This window comes from Sodalis sp. RH16 (genome assembly GCF_047324245.1).
GTDB lineage: Bacteria > Pseudomonadota > Gammaproteobacteria > Enterobacterales > Enterobacteriaceae > Acerihabitans > Acerihabitans ligni.
The window spans coordinates 1,303,848-1,322,145 of sequence record NZ_CP178737.1 but is presented as its reverse complement, the minus strand read 5'-3'; the positions used below and the strand labels follow the sequence as shown (position 1 = coordinate 1,322,145).

Sequence of the window (18,298 nt, the reverse complement as noted above, 5' to 3'; positions counted from 1 at the left end):
TGGAAGTAACATGGCTGTCCTCGCTTAAGGCTGAACGGGATGGATGGCGGTAAGCTGATAGCCCTGCGCATCCTGGCGGAAACTGAAATCAACCTGGGTGCCTACCGCCAGCTTCTGGCCGGCAAAGGCAGGGGGCAGCGCGAAGGTCATGGTCATCGGCGGCCAGTTCAAGGCCGGAATGGCGTGATGGGCTATAGCCACATGTCGGCTATCCCACAGTTTGATAATACCCTGGGAGTGATAGTCCGAGGCGGCCGCATCGGCCGCGGTCATCATGCCGTGGTCATGCTGCATGCCGGGCATATCGCCCATGGCCGCCATATCGTCGGCAAAGGCCGGTAAGTTGAAGAGAGAAAAAGCGGAAAGAACGACAATCAGTAAAGCTCGCATGGGATAAATTCCTAAACATAAGTCATACACTACCCGCGCATTACAGCGAGGGTAACCATTGGCGTTATGTCTGGGTCTATTCTCGGAACCGGCAGAAGCGAATCTCTGCCGGCGGCCCTGCTATGGGCGGAGCAAGCCAGGCGGCATCCTGGATACAGGGTTCGTCGCGCCAGTCCGCCAACTGCAAATCGGTCTGGCTGGGCAGGACGGCAAACGGCGCATGGGGAGAATCTTTTTGCGCATTATCCGGGACGCAGTGCTTATCGCACAGCAAACCCGGTTCAGCAGCATGCTGCTGCGGGTCGTTATCGTGGAGCATACTCTCGGTATGTTCCATGGCGGCGGGCAGCGCGGTAACCGGCATAGAGCACTGGTGGCTGGCCAGCGCCAGCTGGGCGTTCAGTAACAGCCAAAAGGCCAGTAAAATCAAGGCAAACATTCGCCGCCGCCGGCAGCGAAGCTTAACCATGAATTTAGTTACCGAAGCGGAAGACAACATTATTTCCTTTTAAACAAGCCGGCATCGTACACAGCCGAAAGGTCAAAGCCCGTCAAAACCCAGCATGGCCGGAGGACGCTTATCTGCCACCGGTTTGCCACAGTGAACGCGAAAAAGCCGACAACGTTATTGATGCGCGTCAACTTTCTTGAAATGAGCCCTCGGAGACAAGAAAATTTGCATTTATTGACATTCGTATGCGGGGTGCTGTTGAATTCTTTGAATGAATTTTGCAATTAAAAAAAGATCATTTATCTAATAATTAACTTTAAATTTAAAGGAGATGGCACGATGCCGATTAGTAATTTATCTTTTCCCCACAAGACAAGTCCTTACATTGGACAAAATTTGGAAATCGTCCACAAAAAATTACATTCAGTCAACAACACCACTCTGGTTAATTTTAAAGCTCCTGATGCATCAAAATCCCGTGAAAATATAAAAATAGCCTTGGAGAATAATTCATTACACCTCAAAGAGTCTCCTCTTTTACGAGCAATAAAACGGAATGATGCTGAGCAGCTGGAAGATTTTTTCAGTTACGAAAATAGATATTCCGGTGCGGAAAAATTAAATTTTAGAGATGAAGACGGTAACACGGCCGTTATGCATGCGGTTAAAAAAAACAACATGGAACTGCTGGCAAGATTAGAAAAAAATTTCTTCAGTGAAAAATTTATTCATAGGATACCCCTGGATAATGAACTGCCCGATAATAACGGAAATACCCCACTCATGGTAGCGATTAAAAATGGGCATAAAAAGATGGTTGCTCATCTATTATCGATGGAAGCGACTAATGTTTATCATAAAAATAATGAGGGCGAAAGCGCCTTCACCATGGTCATTAACGATAATGAGCTATCCTTAGAAATTTTCAAACTGGTTTGCGACCATACCCAACTTTCTGCCTACGATGAGCAGGGACGAACGTTATTAATGAAAACGGTGATTTGCGGCACGGTAGAGAAAGTAAAGTATGCATTACAACGCGTGGACCACTTGATAAATCAATTGGATGTTAACGGCAACTCCGCCCTGGCGCTGGCCCGGCGGCGTGGTGATAAAGATATCATAAAACTTGTTTCGGACAGTATTGATAACATTAAGAGCTCTTCCATTGACAGTATCGTCATGGACTATGAGAAGGATACCGACTTTCATAACCACTTTGTTGCCCACCGTGGCGACTTTGTTTTTGGCCTGTCGGAGTTTCGTACCGAATATCTGTTGAGGCTGAATAACGCGTCTAAGGATAATTTTAATATTATAAATTATTATACCAATCGCATAGCGAGGCGTATTTTTTTGGCGGAGAAAAATCTGGCGATGCTGCATAGTGGTTTCATCAATACAGGCGGTAGGAAAATTTCACCTAGGGAGATTGTCCACGCACTGGAGGTTTTTCCTGATATCTACGAAGCGGCCAGCGCGAATGATGATATAGAATATCCCTATGCGTGGCGGGAATATAATCTGATACGCGGTGAAATAAAAAAATTTGATATAAAAACGATGCTGGTTGAAGTCCATGATAATTATGACAAATACGATCACTATCTTCATTTGGCCTACTCCTCCCGGTTGGGTTTCCGGATTCCGCTGTTTTGGAAGCGCAGCAGCAAAGTGGGCATTGAGATCATTATACGTAACAGCAAAAGGCATCTGCATTTCGTACTTGATGGATTGGATCAACAAAGAATCACCGATAAAATCGAAGATTCCGTGACAGCATCCGAATTGCGATATATCTATAGGAATAAAGAGAAGCTGGAAGGAAGATTGCATTTTTACCACGATTATCGGCGGGTGCCGGCGCCGTGGGCAGCTGGTGAGAGGTTTAGCGGCCTATGGGCCGCGTATATTCCCACCGATAAGGACACAGCCGCTCAGCGCAGATAATGCACTACCTGGTTACTGCTGCCGCGCCAAATCAGCGCCGGGTCGCGCAGATCCTGCACAAATTTGCCGTCAATCAGCACATTGATAAGCGATGTCACCTGCTGCTGAGGCTCGGTAAGAGAGTCCAGCGTATAACCGGTCCAGACCCAGATATCCTTGCCGGGGCACTCGGTCCGGACCCGCTGCACCAGGTGCAGCACCGCGGACAGGTTATGCGGATGCAGCGGATCGCCGCCGGAAAGCGTCAATCCCTGCCGGTGAATCCGCGTATCCTGCAGGTCGGCGATAATCTGGTCTTCCAGTTCGCTGGTAAAAGGGAACCCCGAGTCCACCCGCCAGGTGCTTTTATTGTAGCAGCCCGGACATTGATGCTCGCAGCCCGCCACAAACAGGGTGCAGCGGGTGCCGGGACCGTCAATCACATCTACCGGGTAATACTTGTGATAATTCATGACCGTATCAGCCCAGCTGCCCGTCCGGTAAATGTTTAACCCGCCGTTTCACTTCTTCCTGTTTACCCGCGTTAAAAGGCCGCGCGTCCGGACTGCCGAGATAACCGCATACCCGCCGCGTGACAGAGACCTTGGCGGGATTATGGTTGCCGCATTTCGGGCAGGTAAAGCCTTTGCTGGTGCAGGAAAATTCGCCGGTAAAGCCGCATTCGTAGCATTCATCGATAGGAGTATTGGTGCCGTAATAGGGCACGCGGGTATAGCTGTAATCCCAGACGTCCTCCAGCGCTTTCAGGTTATGCTGGAGATTGGGGTACTCGCCGTAGCAGATAAAACCACCGTTGGACAAAGGCGGATAGGGCGCTTCGAAATCCAGCTTATCGTAGGGATTCACCTGCTTTTCCACATCGAGATGGAAGCTGTTGGTGTAATAGCCTTTATCGGTAACGCCGGGGATCACGCCGAACTCGGCGGTGTCCAGTCGGCAGAAGCGGTCGCACAGATTTTCGCTCGGCGTACTGTACAGGCTAAAGCCGTAACCGGTTTCTTCTTTCCATTGCTCGGTGGCGGCCTTCAGGCGGGCCACTATCGCTATCGCCGTTTCGCGCAGATGCTGATCGTCAAAGACATGGGTCTCGCCGCCGAACAGGGCATTGATGGTTTCATGCACGCCGATATAGCCCAGGGAAATGGAGGCCCGGCCGTTTTTGAAGATTTCCGCCACATCGTCATCAGCTTTCAGCCGCACGCCGCAGGCCCCTTCCATATACAGGATCGGCGCAACACGGGCCTTCACGCCGTCAAGGCGCGCGATACGGGTCATCAGGGCCTTCTTGGCCAGCACCAGCCGTTCATCCAGCAACTGCCAGAAACGCGCCTCGTCCCGCTTTGCTTCCAGGGCGATACGCGGCAGGTTCAGGCTGATAACGCCTAAATTGTTGCGGCCGTCATGGATTTGCTTGCCGTCCTCTTCATAAACCCCCAGGAAACTGCGACAACCCATCGGCGTTTTAAACGAACCGGTAACTTTCACCACCTGATCGTAATTCAGGATATCCGGATACATCCGTTTGCTGGCGCATTCCAGGGCCAGTTGTTTGATGTCGTAGTTGGCATCGCCGTATTTGTGATTCAAACCGTCGCGAATAGCGAACACCAGTTTCGGGAACACGGCGGTTTTGCGGTTCTTGCCCAGGCCGGCGATACGGTTGCGCAGGATGGACTGCTGGATCAAGCGCGATTCCCAACTGGTGCCCAATCCGAAACCAAAGGTCACGAACGGCGTTTGTCCGTTGGCGGTATGGAGCGTGTTGACTTCATATTCCAAGGACTGGAAGGCGTCATAACACTCTTTTTCCGTGCGGGAAAGGGCATAGCCTTTGGCGTCGGGAATTTTCCACTGTGCCGCGGTATTGCAATGTTTATCGAAGCTGGCGGCAACGTAGGGGGCCAAAATCTCATCAATGCGGTTAATGGTGGTGCCGCCGTAGATATGGCTGGCGACCTGGGCGATAATCTGCGCGGTAACGGCGGTGGCGGTGGAGATGGACTTGGGCGGCTCAATCTCGGCGTTGCCCATTTTAAAGCCCTTGGTCAGCATGCCCTCCAGATCGATCAGCATACAGTTGAACATGGGGAAGAAGGGCGCGTAATCCAGGTCGTGATAATGAATATCACCCCGCTCATGGGCCAGCACCACGTCACGGGGCAGGATATGCTGCCGGGCATAATGCTTGGCCACGATGCCGGCCAGCAGATCCCGCTGGGTGGGGATGACTTTGCTGTCTTTATTGGCGTTTTCATTCAGCAAGGCCATATTGCTTTGTTCCACCAGGCCGCGTATTTCCTGATTCAGGCGGCCCCGCTGCTCGCGGGCGACGTCTCGGTCGTGGCGGTATTCGATATACAGGCGGGCCAGCTTCTTGTAAGGTCCGGCCATCAGCTGGTTTTCCACGGCATCCTGGATATCGCGTATATCCACGTGGGAACGGCTGTTCATTTGTTCCGCCACCGAGGCGGCGACGGCGGCGCAATACTCGTTATCTTCGACGTCGGCTGCCTGTGCAGCGTGTTTGACGGCCTGGCAGATGCGTTCCTCGTCGAAATTAACCTGGCAACCGTCTCGTTTGATCACTACCGGTTTCACGATGCAACTCCTTGTACGCCTGATGCGGGGTGAGTGGTTAGCTCCTTACCCCCAGTTTTCCCGGTGAAATGCCTGCGGGTGCGATAGCTAGGGATAGGAGTGGTTGCCACTATATATAGTCTAATAGTAATAGAAACGACACTAGATGTAGAGTATGGGCCAGAAAAAGTGAACTAAAATTGACTTCGCGCAAGAAAATCGGCCCCTGGCCGAAGAGTTGACCAGCTCAATTTTTAGGCTGAAAAGGGCAGGTTAAGACTTATCTTGCTGAAAACGAATCGGTAAATCCCTTAAAAACTCCAGCCAAGATGGAAAAAATATTTACTAACACCAGATCACGTCCCGTTTGGCCTTCACCTCAAGCATTTTCAACGCATACGGCTTTTATCGCGCTGGGGGTAACGGCCGGCCGTCTTATTTTTAAGCTATTTTCTGCAAGTAATCAGGAAATGCTTAGACGCTATTCCTATGCGCTGATGGATAAGGCGAATTCCTTTGATGCGGCAGTGTTTGAAGATGAGAATGTGTTAGCCGACTGGAAGAACCGCCTGCTCTCCCACAGCAACACTCTGAAACAATCCCCCTCTATAAAACAGTGAATCGTTTAATTTACGTTTAGAATTTTGGCTGTAAAATGCGCTCCGCTTGGCGTGGCGTTTGTTATGGTTAAACGTCAAAATCCTTGGCCGTACTGAACGGTCAAATCTATGTACGACACATTTAGTTGGATTCCGAAAGTTGACGGCATTGATTTTTAATGACTCCGTCTGGCTATGCGGATTTTTTTCCTTTACCGGAGGTGTTCACCCCATATGGACCCCGCACCTAAACCTGAAGATTATTCGCCCATCCGGTAAGGACTCCCGTCTTTTTACGTCTGCCTAACCGGGTGATTAACGGTAGGCAGAAGTTTCCCTCTTCTGCTGATGACACTTTTTTCCTTTTCCGGCCCTTGGGACCGAAAGAGGCAAGGAAGACAGCATGGTATTGAAAAAAGTTACCCGGCGGCTGTTCACACAGTTTTACCGCCACCTTCCCCGTCGTCTGTTTCAGCGCGACGTCATGCTGGAAGGCATGCAAAAAAACCTCAACCGCAATGTGCCGGCGGCACTGACCCACGCCTGCCTGACGTGCGCCCGTGCCGGCGAAGAGCAGTTGCTGGCGCGTTTCTCCAGCCACCCGGAGGGATTGACCGAGACGGAAGTTTCCGCCGCCCGCGCCCGGCACGGCGCCAATATCATTGCCGGCGAACAGCCCGTGACCTGGTGGCGGCATTTATGGTTGTGCTACCGCAATCCGTTCAATTTATTGCTGACGGTACTCGGCATCGTCTCCTACGGCACGGACGACAGCACGGCGGCGGCGGTGATCGCCCTGATGGTGATGATTGCCACCCTGTTGTATTTTGTGCAGGAATCCCGTTCCAATAAGGCCGCCGATGCGTTGAAAGCGCTGGTGAGCAATACCGCCACCGTACTGCGCTCCGACGATATCAGCGGCGAAAGCCGGTACCGTGAAATCCCTATCGACCAATTAGTACCCGGAGATTGGGTCAAACTGTCGGCGGGGGATATGATTCCGGCGGACTTGCGCATTTTGCAGGCCAAGGATTTGTTTATCGGCCAGGCCTCCCTTACCGGCGAATCGCTGCCGGTGGAAAAGACCGCCCACAGCCGGCTGGACAACCTGCGCAATCCTCTTGAGTGCGATAACCTGTGCTTTATGGGCACCAATGTCATCAGCGGCACCGCGCTGGCGATGGTTATCGGTACCGGCGACAACACCTGGTTCGGCCAATTGGCGGGCCACGCCACCCGAGAGTCGGCGCCGCCCAACGCCTTTCAGGCCGGCATCAGCCGGGTCAGCTGGCTATTAATCCGTTTTATGATGGTCATGACCCCGGTGGTTTTGCTGGTGAACGGCTATACCAAGGGCGACTGGTGGGAGGCGGCGCTGTTCGCCCTATCGGTGGCGGTGGGGCTGACGCCGGAAATGCTGCCGATGATCGTCACCTCATCCCTGGCGAAAGGGGCGGTGCAGCTTTCACGCCAGAAGGTTATCGTCAAACGCCTGGACGCTATCCAGAACTTCGGCGCGATGGACATTCTCTGTACCGATAAGACCGGCACGCTGACCCAGGATAAAATCGTGCTGGAGAGCCATACGGACGTGTTCGGCAGCCGCAGCGACCGGGTATTGCAGAATGCCTGGCTCAACAGCTTTCATCAAACCGGGCTGAAAAACCTGCTGGATAAAGCGGTGCTGGAAAGCGTCGCCGACCATAATCCCGAGCTGGCCCAGCCGCAGTGGCGCAAAATTGACGAGATTCCCTTCGATTTTTCCCGCCGCCGCATGTCGGTGATTGTGGCGGGAGATGACGGCATTCCGCGTTTGATCTGTAAAGGCGCGCTGGAAGAGATGCTCGAGGTATGCAGCCAGGTGCGCCATGATGACGAGATCATGGCAATGACGCCCGCGCTGCTGGAACGAATCAATACCGTTACCGGGGAGCTTACACTCCAGGGGCTCAGGGTGGTGGCGGTAGCCAGCCGCGACATGGCGCCGGAGCGTTGCGATTTCAGCCGGGCGGATGAATCCGACCTGATTCTGGAAGGCTATATCGCTTTCCTCGATCCGCCGAAAGAGAGCACCGAACCGGCACTGACGGCATTAAAAAACCACGGAGTGACGGTCAAAATCCTTACCGGCGACAACGAACTGGTGGCGGCCAAGGTCTGCCGGGACGTGGGGCTGACGGTGAATAGGGTCCTTACCGGCGGCGATATCGAGCAGATGAACGACCAGCAGTTGGCGGTCGCCGCCCATGAAACCACGGTATTCGCCAAGCTGACGCCGCTGCAGAAGGCGCGCATCGTCAGCGTGCTGCGCGGCGAAGGCCACGTGGTGGGCTTTATGGGGGACGGCATCAACGACGCCCCGGCGCTGCGGGCCTCCGATATCGGCATTTCGGTGGATTCGGCGGTGGATATCGCCAAAGAGGCGGCGGATATCATCCTGCTGGAAAAAAGCCTGATGGTGTTGGAGCGCGGGGTGGTGGAAGGACGCCGCACCTTCGTGAATATGCTCAAGTATATCCGGCTCACCGCCAGCTCCAACTTCGGCAATGTGTTCAGCGTGCTGGTGGCCAGCGCTTTCCTGCCGTTCCTGCCGATGTTGCCGCTGCATCTGCTGGTGCAGAACCTGATTTATGATATTTCACAGATTGCCGTGCCTTTTGATCGGGTGGATGAGGATCAGCTGCGTTGTCCCCAGCGCTGGCGCACCAAGGATCTGGGGCGGTTTATGGTCTATTTCGGGCCCATCAGCTCCATATTCGATATTTTGACGTTCTGCCTGATGTGGTGGGTATTCAAGGCCAATACGCCGGAAAAACAAACGCTGTTCCAGACCGGCTGGTTTGTGGTGGGGGTCTTATCGCAAACGCTGATTGTCCATATGCTGCGCACCCGGAAGATCCCTTTCTTGCAAAGCCGGCCTTCCTGGCCGCTGGGGCTGACCACCCTGACGGTTATCGTGCTGACCGTGGGCATGACCTTTACGCCGGTGGCGGGTTTCCTGCATTTGCAGGCGTTGCCATTGGGGTATTTCCCATGGCTGGTGGCTATACTTGCCGCTTATATGCTGCTGGTACAGGCCATGAAAGGCTGGTATGTGCGGCGCTACGGCTGGCAATAATAACAGCCCGAACAATTGATGGCGAGGCCAGGCAACCTGCCGTCAGTAAGTTGTCCAACTAATGCAGATGGGATCCAGGGTGGTGACAATATGCCACCGCCATGTTATGCTTAATCGGTCAATGGTTGGCAAAGCGAGGATATGTAATGGCTACACTCTCTCATTCTGAGCGCGGTCGCATCACGGCGCGCGTTTCAGGTGCCGTTCAAGAAACCTTGGAAGCAGCAGCCGGTATCCTGGGCTCGACGCTCAACCAGTTTATCGTGCAGTCAGCGTTGCGAGAAGCTGAACGCGTTATTGAGCACGAGCGCATCATTCGTTTATCTGAACAGGAGGCCACCGCCTTTTTAGCCGCGCTGGAAAACCCATTACCGCCCAACGATGCCTTAATGGCTGCACTTCAGGACTATACGGCGAGACGAAATGATCAAACTGGAACCTTTGACTGGGCACCACGACCGAAGCACATTTGATTGCGGCATTGAGCCTCTAAATGTCTGGCTCAAGCAAACCGCTTTGCAACACCAGAATAAGGGAATTTCGCGGACTGTTGTCGCTGTACTTCAGGATAACGACGCGGTAAAAGCGTTCTCTGCTGCAGGCTATCCTATCATCGGCATTGCCAGTATCCTGGGCTTCTATGCATTGGCATCCGCGCTGGTTTCATTGGATGTGTTACCGCAAACCCTGGCTAAACGCTTTCCACGCCAAATTCCGGTTACCCGGTTGGGACGTCTTGCCGTACGTGCAGATTTGCACGGCCAGGGATTAGGCAAACTTCTTCTGAGTGATGGTATTACAAAGGCTCGAAATGCGGCTTTGGTTGTCGGTAGCGCCGGCATCATGGTTGATGCGAAAGATGACGCCGGTGCCTGTTTTTATCAACAATACGGTTTTATTCCCTGCGGACTTCAAACGCGCATGCTTTTCCTGCCTCTATGGTAAAGGCTTGTTCAGACTCGGCAGAGTATTCGTCCAAGGCGCTCCCAGGCAAATAAGCCCGCTAATCCGGGCTTAACGTGAAGGATTCAGCACATTGCCAACAAACCTGGACGCAAGCTCACTCCTCCGCCAGGTTCAGCGGCGGCATTTGCAAAAAGGTATTCAACAACCCCTCAGACCAGGCTTTGCGTATGGTGGCGAAATAGGGGTTCTTTTCAGTGATGCGGTATTGTTCGTCGCTGGCGAAACTGTCGCGCCGGTAGATCATCACATCCAGCGGCAGGCCTACCGACAGGTTGCTGCGCAGGGTGGAATCGATGGAAATCAGCGCGCAGCACATGGCCTGCTCCAATGGCGTATCGTAGGTCAGCACCCGGTCGATAATGGGCTTGCCGTACTTGCTTTCGCCAATCTGGAAGTAGGGGGTATCCTCGGTGGCCTCGATGAAATTGCCCTCCGGATAGATATGGAACAGCCGCGGCGGCTCGCCGATAATCTGCCCCCCCAGCAGGATGTTGCAGCTGAAATCGGTGCTGCTGCCGCTTTGCTGGGCGCTGCTGTCGCGGTGAATCACCTCCCGCACCGTTTCGCCGATAAGGCTGGCGGCGTCGAACATGGAAGTGGTATTCAGCAGATTAGCGCGCTCGCCGTCCTTGGCCCGCAGCCGCAGCAGGTTGATAATGCTCTGGGTGGTGGCCAGATTGCCGGCGCTTTGCAACACCAGCGTGCGCTCGCTGTCCTGGTGCAGGACATGCAGCTTGCGGAAGGTGGAGATATGATCCACGCCGGCATTGGTACGGGAGTCGGAAGCGAAAACCACACCCCTCGACAGGCGCATCGCCACACAGTAGGTCATTTAATACGTCCTTCATAAGATATTATTGTTGCTGGCCGCCTTGGCCGCCGGCCTGCCGCTCCTCGGTTTGCTCCACGGTGGCTTCCGAATACATCTCTTCATAACCGCCGCCGATGCGCGAACCGCGCACCGGGCAGGCGTCAAGATAATCAAAACCCACCGCCAGCTTAAGATGCTGGCCGGGATTGCAGGTGTTATTGGTAATATCAAAACTTTGCCAACGATCGTCGAACCAGACTTCCACCCAGGCATGCATGGCCACATGCTTGGTGTCTTCACTGTAAATATAGCCGCTGACGTAGCGCGCCGGGATATGCAGGCTGCGGCAGCAGGCGAGAAACACATGGGCATGATCCTGACAGACGCCGTGCCGGGCGGCAAAGACTTTGGCGGCGGTGTCCTGCACCTGGGTCACGCCGGGCGTATAGGGCATCCGCAACCGCAGCTCAGACATCATTTCCCGCAGGCTCTCATCCGCCGCATCGGCGCGATAATAACGCGCGGCGAAGTTGCGTATCGCCTCATCGGGCAGCGTCAACGGGCTGCAGCGTAAGAATACCAGAGGGGAAAGCGGACCGCACTCCTCAAGAATGCTTTCGCTGTCGTCGGCAATTTCCACCTGCCCCTTGGCGCGGATGGATATCACCTCATGGGGACGGTCCAGGGTCAGTACATGCAATATATTGCCGAAACCGTCGGTGGCGGGAGTGGCCTGTTCCGGCAGGGTCAACGTCCAATCGATAATGCGCTGGCGCGGCGTATTTTGCGGCGTCAGGCGCAAATACTGGGTACTGAACTTGACTTCATGATCGTAGCGGTAATGGGTGAGGTGATCGACGGTCAATTTCATAGCGCCTCCAGATAGGTATGGTTAATGCTCTCCGCCAGCGCGTTGATTTTGCCCTGAAACTGCATCATGTAGGTTTGCAGGCCCTCCGCCAGCACTTCCTCCAGCGAGCTAAAGCGCAGCTCCACGTTCAGGGTATGGGCCAGCCGGCGGGGGACGTTGGCCCGCTGTCCGCCGATACGCTCGAGCTGCTGCACCACATCCCCGACGCAGGCCCGCAGGGAACGCGGCATATCGTTGCGCAGTACCAGCAGTTCGGCCACCGTTTCGCGGCTCACCGGGTGTTTGTAGAGACTGTGATAGGCTTCACGGGCGCTCACCGCGCGCAGCAGGGTATCCAGGCGATAATATTCCCGCACCGGATCGGAGTCGGTGTCCAGTTGCTGGTCCTTCAGTCCCAACAGCTGCGCGGTGGCGTAAGCGCGCTCTATAAGGGTACCCAGACGGATAAAACACAACGCATCATTACGCAGCAGGGTGCCGAACATGGCGCCGCGAAACAGATGCGCCCGCTCTTTAACCCAGTCGAAAAACGCGTCGGTGCCCACCTTGGCCACGCCTTTGCTGCGCATCAGCTTCATTTCGATCCAGGTGGCGTTGATGCTCTCCCACACTTCCGACGACAGGCTGCCGCGCACCGCATGGGCATTATTCCAGGCCGTTTCAAAGCAGCTGTAAATGCTGCCGGGATTGCGGTCGTCGAGAGCAAAAAAATTCAGCAGATTAGTCATGTTCAGGCGCTGGTAATGCTCCTCGAACAGCGCATGAGAGCCGGTGAGGTTCAGCGGCAGGGTCAAATCCTCGTTCTGCTGGCTGCGGATTGGCATCAAGGATAATTTATAGGTGACGTCCAAGACCCGGGCCAGGCTTTCGGCCCGTTCCAGGTAGCGGGCCATCCAATACAGTTCGCTGGCGGTTCTGCTTAGCATTCGTTGTCCTCCATTATCCAGGTGTCCTTGGTGCCGCCGCCCTGGGATGAATTCACTACCAGCGAACCGGCGTTCAGCGCTACGCGTGTCAATCCCCCCGGCACCAGCCGTATCTCATCGCCGGTAAGGGCAAATGGACGCAGGTCGATATGGCGCGGCGCCAGGCCTTCATCCACAAAAGTGGGGCAGGTGGACAGCGCCAGGGTTTCCTGGGCGATATAGTTGTGCGGCATGGCCAGCAGGCGCTGGCGGAATTCCGCCAGCTCGGCGCGCGAGGCCTTGGGCCCCACCAGCATGCCGTACCCGCCGGCGCCGTGGACCTCTTTTACCACCAGTTTTTCCAGATTGGCCAGCACGTAGGAGAGCGCATCGGCATCGCGGCACTGCCAGGTTGGAATATTGCCCAGGATCGGCTCTTCGGACAGATAAAAGCGGATCATTTCCGGTACATAGGGATAGATGGATTTATCGTCCGCCACGCCGGTTCCCAATGCGTTGGCCAGCACCACCCCGCCGGTACGGTACACCGACAGCAGGCCGGGCACCCCCAAGGTGGAATCGGCGCGGAAGGCCAGAGGATCGATATAGGCATCGTCGATGCGGCGATAAATCACGTCCACTTTGCAGGGGCCTTCGGTGGTGCGCATAAACACCGCCCCCTGCTTGACGAACAGATCGGCGGCTTCCACCAGTTCGACCCCCATCTGCTGGGCGAGAAAGCTGTGTTCGAAATAGGCGCTGTTAAAACGGCCCGGCGTCATCACGACAACCGTGGGATCCTCCACGGCAGTGCTTTCACGCAGGGTTTGCAGCAGATCGAAGGGATAGCGTTCAATCGCGGCGATATGCTGATTAGCAAACAGATCCGGATAGAGCCGCATCATCATCTTGCGGTTTTCCAGCATATAGGAGACCCCGGAAGGGGTACGCAGATTGTCCTCCAGCACATAATAATGGCCGTCGCTGTTGCGCACCATATCGGTGCCGACGATATGCGCGTAGGTATTGTTGTGCAGGGCGACCCCTTGCATACAGGGCTGATACTGTTCGTTGGCCAGTACCTGTTCCGACGGTATGATGCCCGCCCTCAGGATATTCTGCTCATGGTAGATATCGTACAAAAAGGCGTTCAGCGCCTTGACCCGCTGACGGATACCGCGGTCCATCCACTGCCACTCTTTGGCCGGGATAATCCTCGGCACGCTGTCGAAAGGGATCAACCGTTCGGTGCCCCCCTCTTCGCCGTAAACGTTAAAAGTGATTCCCACCCGGTGAAACAGCAGCTCGGCCTCTTCTTTTTTTTGCTGAATGGCCTGCTGATCGGCCTGTTGCAGCCATTGCCAATAGGCTTCGTAATGGCTGCGGTGCGTCCCGTCAGCCAACAGCATTTCATCAAAAAACGGCGACCCGGAAAGATTAATTCTTATCATCGGCATACCCTGGCTTGCTTAGCGAGCTGATAATGACGTTATGCATAAAGCGCGCCAGCGCAGGGGGCGGTTCCATAGGAAAAAACGAGGGAATTATAGGGTAACTTGCACTAATACGGTGCGCATGGCGTTTAGAAGATGAGTTATTACCTAAAGAGGGGCAATTATTTAACCATTTAAGAAATAGGTCTGGTTCGTTTTTGAATTTAAAGATAACCAATAGTATTACATGGAGATTTTGTCCTTCGGACTTGATAACGCAGGTAAAAAGGAGGGCTTAAGCTTTCTTTTATCTCTCGCATATCGTGGTTAAATTTGTACTCAATTTATCCTCCCGCGGATGATATGATAAACTCTATCATGATGAAACGAGTGCAGAGTCATATCCCTCATCAGCACAGGATTAACAGGAGAATATAAGCATGGCTAACACGATGTCGCAAAAAACGGCCCGTGAAGGGTTAGGCTCACCGGAACTCTTCAAGGGCGGCGTGTTTGTCACCAAAAATGGTGTCGCTGAGCTGTTCGTCGAAACGGCGGAAGAGCGTGAAGCGGAATTGGTAACCCAGGCAAGGGAACAGCAGGCCAATGCCCTGCTCAAGTTAACTATGCTGGCTAAACAGGATGTATTTCAGCAACGCGTTATGTCTCCTGAAGAGGCATTAAAACAATTGCGCGCAGCGCGTAAATAAGGGATTAGATGGTCAATGTGAACATTACCGAAACGGCATTGTTATGCCTGACCGATATTGAATCTTTTCAAAGTGATTTAAACGGGGCTCAGTCTGCCGCTGAGTTAACCGAGTCACTGCTTTTAGATTCCGTTGCTGCTTTGCAGGAAGATCCCAAACGTTACCGCTATAATTCGATACTGGCTGATTTTGGATTAAAAGTTCGCGAACGGCTTGATCCTAAAGGATATAGACTCCTTTACGATGAAAATGACGAAGACGTTAATATTTTGCTCATACTTCATACCCGCCAGGATCTGGTACGAACTCTTTATCGCTTACAGATTGTGCGCTGATTGTTCACTCCGGCGCACGCGGGTCCGTGCGCCCAATGCCTCAGCGACGACAGGCAATCGCTTCGATTTCTATTTGCACATCTTTCGGCAGCCGCGCCACTTCAACGCAGGAGCGGGCGGGGAACGGCGCGCTGTTTTCCTTGAAAAAGGCTTCATAGGCGGCGTTTACCGTGGAGAAATCATTGAGATCTTTGACGAACACCGTGGTTTTGATGATATCCGCCACCTGTAAACCGGCCGCTTCCACGATGGCTTTGACATTGGACAGGGATTGCCGGGTCTGATCGGCGATATCTTCCGCCACCTGACCGGTTTTCGGACAGATGGGGATTTGGCCGGAGGTGAAGACCAGATTGCCCAGATCCACCGCCTGGACGTAAGGGCCGATGGCGGCCGGCGCGTTTTCGGTACTGATAATGCGGGACATGGCGTCTCCTGGAGTCTACAAACAACAAATAGAAAAAAGGTGCCGGTCATTATAAGGAGTAAACCGGCGAATGCCCAGCCTGTCATTGTTGCGTTACGCTTGCGCCAGCGCGGGTTTGGCCTGCTTTCCTTTAAATACGCTCGGTTCAGCTTTGGTGTCGGCGGGCTTACCGTGGCATGGGGCGCCGCGCGGCCGACTATGGCCGCTTCGGCCCCATTGCCGCGGTCTCCCTTTAACACGCGCTCACTTCAACAGGCCCGGTCGGGACTTCAGGAATTCTGGATCACCGCCTGATGTTCGAACTCTTTTTCGCAATATTTGCATTTCAGGTGTACCTGATTGCCCCGGCTTTTGACGGTGAAGCCGGACGCCACCGGCTCGCTGCGGCTGATGCAGTTGCTGTTGGGGCAGGTCAGCACGCCGTCCACGCGATCCGGCAGCGACAGGGTCAGCTTGCGCACCACCTCGTAATTATCGATGCGGTTGACCGTGGCGTGGGGGGCGTAGATGGCCAGTTGGTTGGCCTGCTGCTCGGTAAGGAAAACGTTTTCGATTTTGATCAGGTCTTTTTTGCCCAACTGATTGGAGGGCAGGTTCAACCCGATGGTAATGCGCTGATCGGTGGCCGTCAGCTTGAACAGGGTTAACAACTTAAAGCCCACCTGCGCCGGAATATGATCGATTACCGTGCCGCGGCTGATGGCCTCAACCTGTAACTTATTGTCCTGAGTCATCATCTTCTCCTTATTCTGCATGATGGTTGTTCAATACCAGGGACAACAATGCCTGGCGCGCGAAAATCCCGTTACCGGCCTGTTGAAAATAGTAGGCATAGGGTGTGGCGTCCACTTCATGGGCGATTTCATCCACCCGTGGCAGGGGGTGCAATACTTTCAGATTGGCGCGGGCTTTCACCAAATCATCGGCGCGCAAAACGAACTGGGCTTTAACATTGGCGTATTCCGACGGGTCCAGTCGTTCTTTTTGTACCCGCGTCATATAGAGGATATCCAGCTGCGGCACCACGTCTTCAATGGTGGCGTGCACGCTGAACCGGATGTTTTTCTCCGCCAGCATATGAAGTATATAGGCCGGCATCGCCAGGGCTTCCGGGGCGATAAAGAAGAAATGATTGCCTTCGAACTTGGCCAGCGCCTGCGTCAGGGAGTGTACGGTGCGGCCGTATTTCAAATCCCCCACCATGGCGATATTGATATTGTTCAGCCGTCCCTGGGTTTCCTGGATGGTAAAGAGATCCAGCAAGGTCTGGGTGGGATGCTGATTGGCGCCATCGCCGGCATTGAGGATCGGCACGCCGCCGGAAAACTCGGTGGCCAGGCGGGCGGCTCCCTCCTGGGGGTGGCGCATCACAATGGCATCGACGTAGGTGCTGATAACCGAAATGGTATCCGCCAGCGTTTCGCCTTTTTTACCGAGGGAGGTGTTGCCCGCGTCAGGGAATCCCACCACGGAAGCCCCCAGGCGATGCATGGCGGTTTCAAACGACAGGCGGGTGCGGGTGGAGGCTTCGAAAAAGCAGCTGGCGATGACCTTATGCTTTAACAGTTCCGGCTGTGGGCGGGTTTTCAGACTGGCGGCGGTCTGCAATACCAGCTCCAGATCTTCGCGGCTGAGGTCGTTGATGGATACGATGTGCTTCTGGTAAAGGGGATTGGCCATGTTTTATCCCTCCTTCGGGTGTTGTTAACGCCGGTGTCTGACGCAAGTTTAGGCAGTGGGCTGAATGCCGCGCAAAAAAAAGCCCCTCAATGAGGGGCGGGATACGAATACTTCACAACGGGCAGCGGGAGCAACAATGGCAACCGGCTGCCCACAGGCAGCCGAAGATCGTTATAAACATTAAATTTCTCAGTGCTGTTCATCGATCCTCCCGGCAAATTGCCCGAAATTATACTCGGGTACCGCTACACTTCAAGCGTAAAAGATCGATTATCCGTGATTAAGCAAACGATTGGCTTGCTAATAAAAATAAGTGTTAAATAATCCTCAGTTTCCCATTGAGTACGGTTATATAATGAAACAACATTTCAGTTTAAGGAATAGTTATGATCAGCGGTAATATTCACCATCTTGAGCTTGTTCCCTATCTGCCGGCAACGCTGCGGGACGCTATTGAGTATGTTAAAAAACACATAACGGCCGATACCCCGCTGGGTAAGTATGAGATCAAGGGGGATCAGGTATTTGTCATAATATCCAACGACAGTACCGATGTGTTTGAGCAGCGCCGCGCCGAATACCATGCCAAATATCTGGATATCCAGATTGTGCTGCAGGGTGAAGAGGGCATGGCCTTTAGCAACCTGCCGGCGGGCAAGCCCGATACCGATTGGTTGGCGGATAAGGATGTGGCGTTTGTGGCGTCCGGCGCGCACGAAAAGCAGTTCGTGATGCGGGCGGGGGATTTTGTGGTCTATTATCCTGGTGAAGTGCATAAACCGCTGTGTGCCGTGGGTGCGCCGGCGCATGTGCGTAAAGCGGTGGTGAAGATTGAAGCGGCGCTGGTGCGGTAACTGGCGCTCTCCCTTTAACCGGCTCGTTGCACGTCCGGTGATAGCGGGCCTGGCGTGCCAAGGAGCGCTCTCCCTTTAACCGGCTCGTTGCACGCCCGGTGATAGCGGGCCTAGCGTGCCATGGGGCGTTCCGGCCGCCGCCAGACGGCGGCTTCGACCCCATTGGCGCGCTCTCCCTTTAGCAGGCTCGTTGTACGTCCGGTGATAGCGGGCCTAGCGTG

Annotated in this window: 19 protein-coding genes; 8 read left to right on the top strand and 11 right to left on the bottom strand. The window is 54.1% G+C overall.

Translation table 11 applies throughout. The annotated features are described in order from the left end of the window. Window positions 1-24: 24 nt before the first annotated feature. Window positions 25-390, bottom strand: coding sequence for a copper-binding protein (locus tag ACL2XJ_RS06055; protein ID WP_413725980.1), 366 nt, complete (start codon window positions 388-390; stop codon window positions 25-27). Between the two features lie 76 nt (window positions 391-466). Then, window positions 467-829, bottom strand: a complete 363-nt coding sequence (locus tag ACL2XJ_RS06050; protein ID WP_132924626.1) for a hypothetical protein — start codon at window positions 827-829, stop codon at window positions 467-469. Window positions 830-1,180: 351 nt separating this feature from the next. Here ACL2XJ_RS06050 and ACL2XJ_RS06045 point away from each other — a divergent pair, with 351 nt between their 5' ends. After that, window positions 1,181-2,791, top strand: coding sequence for an ankyrin repeat domain-containing protein (locus tag ACL2XJ_RS06045; RefSeq protein ID WP_413725979.1), 1,611 nt, complete (start codon window positions 1,181-1,183; stop codon window positions 2,789-2,791). Here ACL2XJ_RS06045 and nrdG read toward each other — a convergent pair. Further along, the gene (gene nrdG, locus ACL2XJ_RS06040; RefSeq protein WP_132924630.1) at window positions 2,779-3,243 is read right to left on the bottom strand and encodes an anaerobic ribonucleoside-triphosphate reductase-activating protein; all 465 of its coding nucleotides are present in this window, start codon (window positions 3,241-3,243) and stop codon (window positions 2,779-2,781) included. The two genes, ACL2XJ_RS06045 and nrdG, sit on opposite strands and share 13 nt — an antisense overlap. Window positions 3,244-3,250: 7 nt before the next feature. Then, on the bottom strand, window positions 3,251-5,389 hold the full coding sequence (gene nrdD, locus ACL2XJ_RS06035; protein ID WP_132924632.1) for an anaerobic ribonucleoside-triphosphate reductase: 2,139 nt from the start codon (window positions 5,387-5,389) through the stop codon (window positions 3,251-3,253). Between the two features lie 308 nt (window positions 5,390-5,697). Between nrdD and ACL2XJ_RS06030 the strand changes: the two genes are divergently transcribed. The 4 genes from ACL2XJ_RS06030 (at window position 5,698) to ACL2XJ_RS06015 (ending at window position 10,030) form a co-directional block, all read left to right on the top strand. After that, window positions 5,698-5,988: a hypothetical protein gene (locus ACL2XJ_RS06030; RefSeq protein WP_413725978.1), complete on the top strand. Its 291-nt coding sequence runs from the start codon at window positions 5,698-5,700 to the stop codon at window positions 5,986-5,988. A 382-nt stretch (window positions 5,989-6,370) separates the two neighbouring features. Further along, window positions 6,371-9,085, top strand: coding sequence for a magnesium-translocating P-type ATPase (gene mgtA, locus ACL2XJ_RS06025; RefSeq protein WP_413725977.1), 2,715 nt, complete (start codon window positions 6,371-6,373; stop codon window positions 9,083-9,085). Window positions 9,086-9,231: 146 nt separating this feature from the next. Next, window positions 9,232-9,558: a DUF1778 domain-containing protein gene (locus ACL2XJ_RS06020; RefSeq protein ID WP_203523697.1), complete on the top strand. Its 327-nt coding sequence runs from the start codon at window positions 9,232-9,234 to the stop codon at window positions 9,556-9,558. Then, a complete protein-coding gene (locus ACL2XJ_RS06015) occupies window positions 9,509-10,030 on the top strand; it encodes a GNAT family N-acetyltransferase (RefSeq protein ID WP_413725976.1) in 522 nt (173 codons plus the stop codon). The genes ACL2XJ_RS06020 and ACL2XJ_RS06015 overlap by 50 nt, the downstream gene beginning before the upstream one ends. 115 nt (window positions 10,031-10,145) lie before the next feature. On the opposite strand, the gene ACL2XJ_RS06010 is transcribed toward ACL2XJ_RS06015, so the two are convergent. The 4 genes from ACL2XJ_RS06010 to ACL2XJ_RS05995 are packed head-to-tail and all read right to left on the bottom strand — an operon-like array spanning window position 10,146 to window position 14,089. Further along, entirely contained in the window at window positions 10,146-10,883 is a 738-nt protein-coding gene (locus ACL2XJ_RS06010; RefSeq protein ID WP_413725975.1) for a peptidase, read from the bottom strand. 22 nt (window positions 10,884-10,905) lie between these two features. Then, complete coding sequence (locus ACL2XJ_RS06005; RefSeq protein WP_132924640.1) at window positions 10,906-11,733, bottom strand: transglutaminase family protein; 828 nt, start codon at window positions 11,731-11,733, stop codon at window positions 10,906-10,908. After that, window positions 11,730-12,659, bottom strand: coding sequence for an alpha-E domain-containing protein (locus ACL2XJ_RS06000; RefSeq protein ID WP_132924642.1), 930 nt, complete (start codon window positions 12,657-12,659; stop codon window positions 11,730-11,732). The genes ACL2XJ_RS06005 and ACL2XJ_RS06000 overlap by 4 nt, the downstream gene beginning before the upstream one ends. Next, the gene (locus ACL2XJ_RS05995; protein WP_413725974.1) at window positions 12,653-14,089 is read right to left on the bottom strand and encodes a circularly permuted type 2 ATP-grasp protein; all 1,437 of its coding nucleotides are present in this window, start codon (window positions 14,087-14,089) and stop codon (window positions 12,653-12,655) included. Before ACL2XJ_RS05995 ends, ACL2XJ_RS06000 begins: the two co-directional genes overlap by 7 nt. Before the next feature lie 422 nt (window positions 14,090-14,511). Between ACL2XJ_RS05995 and ACL2XJ_RS05990 the strand changes: the two genes are divergently transcribed. Then, on the top strand, window positions 14,512-14,781 hold the full coding sequence (locus tag ACL2XJ_RS05990) for a hypothetical protein (RefSeq protein ID WP_203523693.1): 270 nt from the start codon (window positions 14,512-14,514) through the stop codon (window positions 14,779-14,781). Between the two features lie 8 nt (window positions 14,782-14,789). Further along, window positions 14,790-15,116: a type II toxin-antitoxin system RelE/ParE family toxin gene (locus ACL2XJ_RS05985; RefSeq protein WP_413725973.1), complete on the top strand. Its 327-nt coding sequence runs from the start codon at window positions 14,790-14,792 to the stop codon at window positions 15,114-15,116. A 40-nt stretch (window positions 15,117-15,156) separates the two neighbouring features. Here ACL2XJ_RS05985 and ACL2XJ_RS05980 read toward each other — a convergent pair whose 3' ends face one another. From ACL2XJ_RS05980 to pyrB, 3 genes are all read right to left on the bottom strand, one after another. Then, window positions 15,157-15,543 (bottom strand): RidA family protein, encoded by a 387-nt coding sequence (locus ACL2XJ_RS05980; RefSeq protein WP_132924649.1) that lies wholly within the window; start codon window positions 15,541-15,543, stop codon window positions 15,157-15,159. A 269-nt stretch (window positions 15,544-15,812) separates the two neighbouring features. Further along, a complete protein-coding gene (pyrI, locus tag ACL2XJ_RS05975; RefSeq protein ID WP_132927952.1) occupies window positions 15,813-16,277 on the bottom strand; it encodes an aspartate carbamoyltransferase regulatory subunit in 465 nt (154 codons plus the stop codon). A gap of 10 nt (window positions 16,278-16,287) precedes the next feature. Then, a complete protein-coding gene (gene pyrB / locus ACL2XJ_RS05970) occupies window positions 16,288-17,223 on the bottom strand; it encodes an aspartate carbamoyltransferase (protein WP_132924651.1) in 936 nt (311 codons plus the stop codon). Between the two features lie 386 nt (window positions 17,224-17,609). Between pyrB and ACL2XJ_RS05965 the strand changes: the two genes are divergently transcribed. Beyond that, the gene (locus tag ACL2XJ_RS05965) at window positions 17,610-18,077 is read left to right on the top strand and encodes a YhcH/YjgK/YiaL family protein (RefSeq protein ID WP_413725972.1); all 468 of its coding nucleotides are present in this window, start codon (window positions 17,610-17,612) and stop codon (window positions 18,075-18,077) included. Window positions 18,078-18,298 lie beyond the last annotated feature (221 nt).